This is a genomic window from Brevundimonas sp., assembly GCF_032017145.1.
GTDB lineage: Bacteria > Pseudomonadota > Alphaproteobacteria > Caulobacterales > Caulobacteraceae > Brevundimonas.
In genome coordinates this window covers 1-8340 of sequence record NZ_DALZQC010000131.1, presented here as the reverse complement: position 1 = coordinate 8340, position 8340 = coordinate 1, and the positions used below count along the sequence as shown (strand labels likewise).

At 67.8% G+C, this 8340-nt stretch carries 8 protein-coding genes and 1 pseudogene; 5 read left to right on the top strand and 4 right to left on the bottom strand.

Translation table 11 applies throughout. From position 1 onward, the window contains the following. From RTU05_RS15970 to fliQ, 4 genes and pseudogenes are all read right to left on the bottom strand, one after another. Window positions 1-592 (bottom strand): annotated as a pseudogene (locus RTU05_RS15970) (hybrid sensor histidine kinase/response regulator); the annotation flags it as partial. Between the two features lie 51 nt (window positions 593-643). Further along, window positions 644-1720 carry a flagellar biosynthesis protein FlhB gene (gene flhB, locus RTU05_RS15965; RefSeq protein ID WP_312599322.1) on the bottom strand — a complete coding sequence of 359 codons (1077 nt, stop codon included), beginning with the start codon at window positions 1718-1720 and terminating at the stop codon, window positions 644-646. Further along, window positions 1713-2498 (bottom strand): flagellar biosynthetic protein FliR, encoded by a 786-nt coding sequence (gene fliR / locus RTU05_RS15960; RefSeq protein ID WP_312599321.1) that lies wholly within the window; start codon window positions 2496-2498, stop codon window positions 1713-1715. The genes flhB and fliR overlap by 8 nt, the downstream gene beginning before the upstream one ends. A gap of 16 nt (window positions 2499-2514) precedes the next feature. Beyond that, a complete protein-coding gene (gene fliQ / locus RTU05_RS15955; protein ID WP_017505641.1) occupies window positions 2515-2778 on the bottom strand; it encodes a flagellar biosynthesis protein FliQ in 264 nt (87 codons plus the stop codon). Between the two features lie 119 nt (window positions 2779-2897). Here fliQ and folE point away from each other — a divergent pair, with 119 nt between their 5' ends. The 5 genes from folE to RTU05_RS15930 all read left to right on the top strand — a co-directional run. Beyond that, window positions 2898-3482 (top strand): GTP cyclohydrolase I FolE, encoded by a 585-nt coding sequence (folE, locus tag RTU05_RS15950; RefSeq protein ID WP_248118687.1) that lies wholly within the window; start codon window positions 2898-2900, stop codon window positions 3480-3482. A 63-nt stretch (window positions 3483-3545) separates the two neighbouring features. Next, on the top strand, window positions 3546-4703 hold the full coding sequence (locus tag RTU05_RS15945) for an acyltransferase (protein WP_312599320.1): 1158 nt from the start codon (window positions 3546-3548) through the stop codon (window positions 4701-4703). 134 nt (window positions 4704-4837) lie between these two features. Continuing rightward, window positions 4838-6511 (top strand): MFS transporter, encoded by a 1674-nt coding sequence (locus RTU05_RS15940; protein ID WP_312599319.1) that lies wholly within the window; start codon window positions 4838-4840, stop codon window positions 6509-6511. Window positions 6512-6601: 90 nt separating this feature from the next. After that, a complete protein-coding gene (locus RTU05_RS15935; protein WP_312599318.1) occupies window positions 6602-8146 on the top strand; it encodes a hypothetical protein in 1545 nt (514 codons plus the stop codon). After that, window positions 8147-8340: hypothetical protein (locus RTU05_RS15930; protein WP_312599317.1), on the top strand; the 194-nt coding region annotated here is incomplete at its 3' end.

Here is an 8340-nt window from a genome sequence, read left to right as displayed (position 1 = left end):
CGATGACGGCCGAGCCGAACGGCGCCCCGGCGGCCATGGCGCGCGCCTCTCCGGTCGCGGCGGCGGCCATGGGCGAAGGCAGTTGGGCCGAGGCGATGGGCAGGACCGCGTCGGGGGCCGCCCGCATCAGGAACCGCCCTTCGGCGACCCGGCCGATCACCACCTCGACCTCGCGCTGGCCGATCAGGACGATGGCGCGGCCGGGTTCGCCCTTCCGCGCCTGGGCGAAGGCCATATACAGGGCCTGGGCCGACTTGCCGCGCGGCAGGGCCGTTGTTGAACCATTGGCCTCGGCCCAGGCGGCGTTGAAGGCCAGGATCTGACCTGAATCCCACACCAGGGCCGCGGGCTCGGCCATGGCGTCCAGCACCTCGACGGCCGCATCGCTGTCCGGCCGGGCGCCGGCGGCGCGACGAAATCCGAACAGGCCGATCAGCGCGATCATCCCCACCGTCAGGATCAGCACCAGACCCGGCGCCGAGACCGGATTGTCGCGAAACGCCGGATAGGCCAGGGCCGCGATCGCCGCCACGACGCCGAACGCCATCACGGCGGACAACAGATCGAACGGGGAGCGGCGGGTGGACGTCATACGGCCTCGCGAATCAAGGACTTCATCATACGCTCAAATCCTGACGCACCCTTACCGACGCGCCCGCGACTGGAAGACGAAGCCGATGATCTTGGCGGCGGCGTCGAAATGCTCGCGCGGAATGACCTCGTCCACATCGACGGTGGCGTAGAGGGCGCGGGCCAGGGGCACGTTCTCGACGATGGGGACATTGTGTTCGGTCGCCACCTCGCGGATGCGCAGGGCCAGGGCGTCGACGCCCTTGGCCACGCAGATCGGCGCCCCGTCGCCTTGATCCGGCTCGTAGCGCAGGGCGACGGAATAGTGGGTCGGGTTGGTGACGATGACGGTGGCCTTGGGCACATTGGCCATCATCCGCTGGCGGCTGCGCTGCATGCGGATCTGCTTCAGCTTGGCTTTGATGTGCGGGTCGCCCTCGGACTGTTTGAAGTCTTCCTTCAGCTCTTCCTTGGTCATCCGCATCCGCTTGGCGAAGCGCATCTTCTGCCAGATGAAGTCGGCCCCCGCCGTGGCGCCCAGCAGGATGATGGCCGAGACGAACAGCGAGATCGCCATGTCGCGCGCCAGCGGCAGGATGGCCATGGGGCTGACGGCGACCAGGTTCTCGAACTCGCGGGCATGGGGCTTCAGCACCATCCAGCAGACCAGGCAGACGGCGACCAGCTTCAGGAAGGTCTTGAGGAACTGCACCAGGCCGTCGGGACCGAAGATCCGCTTGAACCCCTGCATCGGACTGACCGCCGACCATTTCGGCTTCAGCTTCTCGGCGGTGAAGATCAGGCCCGACTGCGCCAGATTGCCCCCGGCCCCGCCGATGATGGTGGCCAGCATGACGGCCCCCAGGAAGGGCGCGACGGCCCAGACGGCGCGCACCATGATCTGATTGCCCGCGCCCGAGTTCAGCGTGCCCAGCATCTGATGCGGGGCGGCGATGAAGGGCAGCATCTGTTCGGCGATGGACGAGGCGAACCAGCCGCCGGTCATCAGGATCACCGCCGCCGCCCCGGCCAGGGACAGGACCTGGGCGACGTCGGGCGACTTGGCGACGTCGCCCTTCTTTCGCGCGTCCTCAAGCTTTCGCGGGGTCGCCTCTTCGGTTTTGGATTCGGGATCGGCGCCTTCAGCCACCGGCGCCTCCCCCTGGACCGCCGAATACGAAATACTCCGCCAGGCGGCGGTAGCGGTCGATGAAGACGGCGCCCAGCGCCCCCAGGCTCAGGGCGAAGATCGACAGGCCCAGGATGACGCTGAGCGGGGCGGCGGCGAAATAGACCTGAAAGGCCGGCATGACCCGCGCCACCAGACCCGAGGCCAGGTTGAAGATCAGGGCGAACACCAGGACCGGCGCGGCCAGCTGAACCCCCAGCATGAAGCTGTCGCCCAGGGTCCGCACCGCCATCTGGGTGAAGTCGGCCATGATCAGCGGCTTGGCCGGGGCGATCAGCTGATAGGAGCCGACGATCCCGGCGATGAACAGGTGGTGGGTGTCGGTGGCGAACAGCAGCGTCACCCCCAAGAGGGTCAGGAAGGCGGCGATGGTCGTGCCCGGCTGGGCCTGCATGGGGTTGGCGGTCTGGGCGAAGCTGAGGGTGGTCTGCAGCGACACGATCTCGCCCGCCGTAGACAGGGCGGTCATGAACATCCGCAGCAACAGGCCGATCATCAGGCCGACCACCACCTCGCGGATGATCCAGCCGACCATCAGGCCCAGACTGTCGGGCAGGGCCGGCAGCGCGCCGCGCACCACCGGCCACAGCGCCAGGCTGATGACCAGCGACAACGACAGCCGCACGCGCGGCGGCACATAGGCCTCGCCGAAGCCGGGGATCAGCATCAGGATCGCCGCGACCCGCGCGAAGATCAGCCCCCCGGCCCAGACCTGATCGGCGGTCGCCCACGAATCCATGACTAGCGGCCGTCCACTACATCCCCGCGATGCGGGCCGCGATCTGACGCATGAAGCCGCCCAGCAGCGCCCCCATCAGCGGCAGGAACAGGATCAGCGAAACGAAGATGGCGATGATCTTGGGCGCATAGATCAGGGTCTGTTCCTGGATCTGCGTCAGGGCCTGAAACAGGCCGATCACCACGCCGACCACCAGTCCGACCAGCAGCACCGGCAGACACAGCTGGATCGTCAGCCAGATGGCGTCCCGCCCGACGTCCAGAACTTCCGCGCCGTTCATCGGCCCACTCCAGCAACTACTGGGCAGAAAATGCCGACAGGATGGTTAACAGGCCGCTAACCAAGGCTTGATGGTCGCAGCCTCTCCCCTTCCGTTTCGCTTGTGGCTATGTAGCCGCCATGACCGACGCCCGATCTCCGAAAGTCTCCCAGGCCGACGCCGAAGCCGCCGTGCGCACCCTGATCGAATGGGCCGGCGACGACCCCACGCGAGAGGGCCTGCTGGAAACCCCCGCCCGCGTGGCCAAGAGCTATCGCGAGCTGTTCCAGGGCTATGAGGTCGATCCCCTGTCCTATCTGGAGAAGACCTTCGAGGAGACGGGGGGCTACGACCAGCTGGTTGTGCTGAAGGACATCCGTTTCGTCAGCTTCTGCGAGCACCACATGCTGCCGGTCGTGGGCAAGGCGCACGTCGCCTATCTTCCGACCGACCGGGTCGTGGGCATCTCCAAACTGGCGCGCGTCGTGCGTGGCTTCGCCCGTCGCCTGCAGATCCAGGAGAAGATGACGTCGGAGATCGCCGAGGCCATCCAGACCGTGCTGCGCCCCCACGGCGTCGGCGTGGTGATCGAGGCCGAGCATTCCTGCATGACCCTGCGCGGGGTCAATGCGCCGGGCGCCAGCCTGTCGACCAGCCACCTGATCGGCGTCGTGCGCGACGATCCCCGCACCCGCGAGGAGTTCCTGCGTCTGGTCAGGGGCTGATCTTCCCTCAAGGCGCGCACTGGCGCCGCCCTTGCGTCGAACGGGCCGAAGGAGGCGCCGACGATGCCCTGGTCCCTGATTTCGACCCGCAATGAGACAGTCCAGATCGCCCGCGGCGGCTGGCTGGACGCGCTGCGTTTCATCGTGGCCTTCCTGATCATCCTGCATCACTTCCAGGCGGCCGGGCCCGAGCCCCTTGCGCATCTGATCAATCCGATCTTCGAACGCGGCGGCTTCCTGCTGACCAACTTCTTCCTGATCGACAGCGGCTATGTGCTGATGCGCGTCTATGGGGCGGCGGTGGACAAGGGCCGGATGTCGCCGGGCGACTTCTTCCTGAAGCGGTTCCTGCGCGTCGTGCCCGCCCACCTGATCATGGGCCTGTCGCTGGTCGGACTTGTGCTGCTGGCGACGGCCGCCGGCGCGCCGCCGCGCAATCCCGAATGGTTCGCCTGGGACCAGCTGCCGGCGCAGCTGCTGCTGCTGCAGTCCTATGGCGTGCATGGCGGCCTGGGCTGGAACGCGCCCACCTGGTCGATCTCGGCCCTGATCGGCTGCTACCTGGCCTTCCCCTGGATCATTCGCGGCCTGATGCGGCTGGGGCCGTGGTCGGCCCTGGCGGTGGGCGTCGGCGTCTATCTGGTCGCCAACCAGCTGTGCTGGTCGTTCCTGGGCTATCCCGTCTATCAGATGCCGATGGGCTATGGCATCGTGCGCGCCCTGCCCCTGTTCTTCCTGGGCATGTGCCTGGCCTGGTTCGCCCAGAAGGTCTGGATCGCGCCGCGTCTGGCCGGCTGGGCCGGCGTGCTGGCGGCCGTGGGCTTCTTTGCGCTTGAGCTTCACGACAAGCACGCCCTCGTCGCGCTTGCGCTGATCTCGATCATCATCCTGGCCGCCGGCGCCGTGCCGGTGAAGCGTCCGTCCAAGGTGGTCGAGACGGCCGCCATGGTGTCCTTCTCCATGTTCATCTCCAACGAGGTGGTCCGCATCGCCTGGTTCGGCGTGGTCAATGCGCTGGAGGCCCGCGTCGCCCTGCCCGTCGCCGTCCAATGGGGCCTGTGGGGCCTGGGCGTCGCGGCGGCGGTCGGCTTCGCCTTCGCCTTCCACTTCGCCATCGACAATCCGTTGCAGAACCGGATTCGCGCGGCGCTGAAACGCCGCACGGCCCGTCGCGGCCGGCGTCAGCCCAAACTCGGGCCGGTTATCTCCATCGACGGCTGATCCTGCTTGGCGACCATCGATCCTCGACCAAAGTCGCTCTCTCCAGCCGCCTCCCTCTCGGCCAATGTCGGCGTCCATGCATCCTGAAGGATGTGCAAAACGGCCGATAACGGCGACTTGGGAGGAAATGGATCATGGCAACCGACGCACCCATTGCGTCCGGGGACGGGGAGCACACGGTCGATCGCAGCGATCGGCTGGTCATCCTGGCCTCGTCGGTCGGCACCGTCATCGAGTGGTACGACTTCTATCTTTACGGCTCGCTGGCGGCGATCATCACCGTCCAGTTCTTCTCGGGCGTCAACGAGACGACCGGCTACATCTTCGCCCTGATGGCCTTCGCCGCCGGTTTCGCCGTGCGTCCGTTCGGCGCCGTGGTCTTCGGACGGCTGGGCGATCTCTGGGGGCGCAAGAACACCTTCCTGGTGACCATGCTGCTGATGGGCCTGTCGACCTTCGTGGTCGGCCTGTTGCCGCCCTATGCGGTCATCGGCATCGCCGCGCCGATCATCCTGGTGCTGATGCGCCTGATCCAGGGCCTGGCCCTGGGCGGCGAGTACGGCGGCGCGGCCACCTACGTCGCCGAGCACGCCCCGCAGGGCAAGCGCGGCTTCTATACCTCCTTCATCCAGATCACGGCGACCGCCGGCCTGGTGCTGAGCCTGCTGGTCATCCTGAGCGTGCGTTACACCGTGGGGGAGGAAGCCTTCGCCGCCTGGGGCTGGCGCATTCCCTTCCTGGTCTCGATCCTGCTGCTCGGCGTGTCCCTGTGGATTCGCCTGAAGCTGGCCGAGAGCCCGTCGTTCAAGAAGATGAAGGCCGAGGGCAAGGGCTCCAAGACCCCGCTGAAGGACAGTTTCGGCAAATGGCCGAACCTGAAGCTGGTGCTGATCGCGCTTCTGGGCCTGACCGCAGGCCAGGCCGTCATCTGGTACACCGGCCAGTTCTACGCCCTGTTCTTCCTGGAACGGGTCATGAAGGTCGACGCCACCCTGGTCTATGTGCTGCTGACCATCGCGCTTCTGGCCGCCTCGCCCTTCTTCATCTTCTGGGGCTGGCTGTCGGACAAGGTGGGGCGCAAGCCGATCATCCTGGCCGGCTGCCTGATCGCGGCCCTGACCTATTTCCCGCTGTTCAACGCCCTGACCCAGGCCGCCAACCCGCGCCTGGCCGCCGCAGCCGCCTCGGCGCCGGTCGTGGTCTATGCCGATCCGGCCGACTGCAACCTGCAGTTCGATCCGGTGGGCAAGACGGTGTTCAACCACTCCTGCGACGTGGCCAAATCCTATCTGGCCAAGGCGGGCGTGACCTACACCAACGAAGCCGCCCCGGCCGGCACGGTGGCCCAGGTCCGCATCGGCGATCAGATCGTGATCCCCAGCTTCCGCGGCGACGCCATGGCTCCGGCCGACTTCGCGGCCCAGAAGAAGACCTGGGACAAGAGCCTGGGCGAGGCCCTGACCGCCGCCGGCTATCCGGCCAAGGCCGACAGCGCCCTGGTCGACAAGCCGATGGTGGTGCTGATCCTGTTCATCCTCGGCTTCTATGTGACCATGGTCTATGGGCCGATCGCCGCGGCCCTGGTCGAGATGTTCCCGACCAAGATCCGCTACACCTCCATGTCCCTGCCCTATCACATCGGCAACGGCTGGTTCGGCGGCTTCCTGCCCACCACCGCCTTCGCCATCGTGGCGGCGACGGGCAACATCTATTCCGGCCTCTGGTACCCGATCGTGGTGGCCCTGGGGACGGTCGTTCTGGGCTTCCTCCTGGTCAAGGAAGGCAAGGACGTCGATCTGAACGCCTGATCCTGCTTTCAGGCGGAACGAGGGGCGGGTCGTCGCGAGACGGCCCGCCTTTCGCTTGTGAAACCCACCCTGCCCGGTTCAGATGCCCCCATGTTCAGCCTGACGATCCTCGGCCTGGTCGCCGCCTATATGGCGGTGCTGTTCGCCGTCGCCTGGCATCAGGAGCGTCCGGCGGCCAGGGCGCGCGGCAAGGGGCTGGGGCCGTCGGTCTACGCCCTGTCGCTGGCCATCTACTGCACCTCCTGGACCTATTACGGCGCGGTCGGCACGGCGGCGCGCGACGGGTGGGAGTATCTGCCCATCTACATCGGGCCGGTGATCGGCGTGACACTGCTGTTCCCGCTGTGGCGGCGCATCGCGGCGGCGGCCCGGCGCGAGAACGTCGGCTCCATGGCCGACTTCGTGGCCTCCCGCTACGGCAAGAGCCAGACCCTGGGTGCGGCGGTCACGGTCGTCGCCATTCTGGGGTCGCTGCCCTATATCGCGCTGCAGCTGAAGTCGCTGTCGATGGCGGGCGCCCTTCTGACGGCGGGCACGCCGGTGGCGGGATCCGAGCGATTGACGGTGCTGGTGCTGGCGGGGGTGCTGGCCTTCTTCGCCATCCTGTTCGGCGCGCGACGCCCCGACCTGACCGAGCACAATCGCGGCCTGATCCAGGCCATCGGTCTGGAATCGATGGTCAAGCTGGGCGCCCTGCTGTTCGTCGCCGTCTTCGCCCTGGTCCTGCTGTTGAACCAGGGATCGCCGGCCCGCATCGCACAGGGGTTGGGCGCCCTGGCGGCCCCGCCGGACGTCACCCCGCGATTCACCGCCATCACTCTGGTCTCGACCCTGGCGATCTTCTGCCTGCCGCGCCAGTTCCACGTCGCCTTCGTGGAGGGGGCCCAGCCGTCGGACGTGCGGCGGGCGCGCTGGATATTTCCGCTCTATCTGATGCTGACCAGTCTGGCGGTCCTGCCGCTGGTGGCGGCCGGCGCCCTGTTCGCGCCCACGGTGAACCCCGACCTTCTGGTTCTGGCCCTGCCGTTCCAGCGCGGCGAAACTCTGCTGACCGCCGTCGTCTTCGTGGGCGGCTTCTCGGCGGCGACCGCCATGGTGATCGTCGAGGCCGTGGCCCTGTCGGCCATGGTGTCCAACAGCCTAATCCTGCCCTTCCTGGCGCGCGACCGCTGGCGGATGCGCGGCGACGCCTCGGACATGGCGGGCACCATCCTGCAGGTGCGGCGCGGGGCCATCGTCGCGGTCCTGCTGCTGGCCTGGCTCTATTATCAGGCGACGGACCAGTCGCACGGTCTGGCGGCCATGGGGCTGGTGTCCTTCGCCGCCCTGGCACAGCTGGCGCCGGCCCTGTTCGGCGCTGTCCTGTGGCGCGGCGGCCATGCTCACGGCGCGCTGGCGGGTATGGCGGTGGGGGTCCTGGTCTGGATCATGATGCTGGCCCTGCCGCAACTGGTGCCGGGCGCGCCCTGGCACATCTATGTCATGCTGGGCATCAAGGACCCGCTGGCCCTGGGCGTCTTCGTCAGCCTGGGGCTGAACCTGGCGGCCTATGTCGGGGTGTCGCGTCTGGCCCAGCCCCGGCTGATCGACCGGGTCCAGGCCCGCGCCTTCGTGGATCGGCTGGGGCCGGACTAGATGGAGGCCAGGCCCGCGCCGTCCGGCGCCTCGGTCGGCGACCTGCGCGCCCTGGTCGCCCGCTTCATCGGCGACGAACGGGCCGAGCGCGCCTTTTCCGCCTGGGGCCGCGAGACCGACATCCGCCTGCGTGACGCCAATCCCGCCGACGCGGCGCTTGCCCGCGCGGCCGAGCGGATGCTGGCGGGCGCCAT

What these genes read in the sequence shown, in the direction of transcription:
- folE (WP_248118687.1), top strand. Translation starts at nt 2,898, where the DNA reads ATGACCGACGCCCGATCTCCGAAAGTCTCCCAGGCCGACGCCGAAGCC.
- fliQ (WP_017505641.1), bottom strand. Translation starts at nt 2,778, where the DNA reads ATGAACGGCGCGGAAGTTCTGGACGTCGGGCGGGACGCCATCTGGCTG.
- RTU05_RS15945 (WP_312599320.1), top strand. Translation starts at nt 3,546, where the DNA reads ATGCCCTGGTCCCTGATTTCGACCCGCAATGAGACAGTCCAGATCGCC.
- fliR (WP_312599321.1), bottom strand. Translation starts at nt 2,498, where the DNA reads ATGGATTCGTGGGCGACCGCCGATCAGGTCTGGGCCGGGGGGCTGATC.
- RTU05_RS15935 (WP_312599318.1), top strand. Translation starts at nt 6,602, where the DNA reads ATGTTCAGCCTGACGATCCTCGGCCTGGTCGCCGCCTATATGGCGGTG.
- RTU05_RS15940 (WP_312599319.1), top strand. Translation starts at nt 4,838, where the DNA reads ATGGCAACCGACGCACCCATTGCGTCCGGGGACGGGGAGCACACGGTC.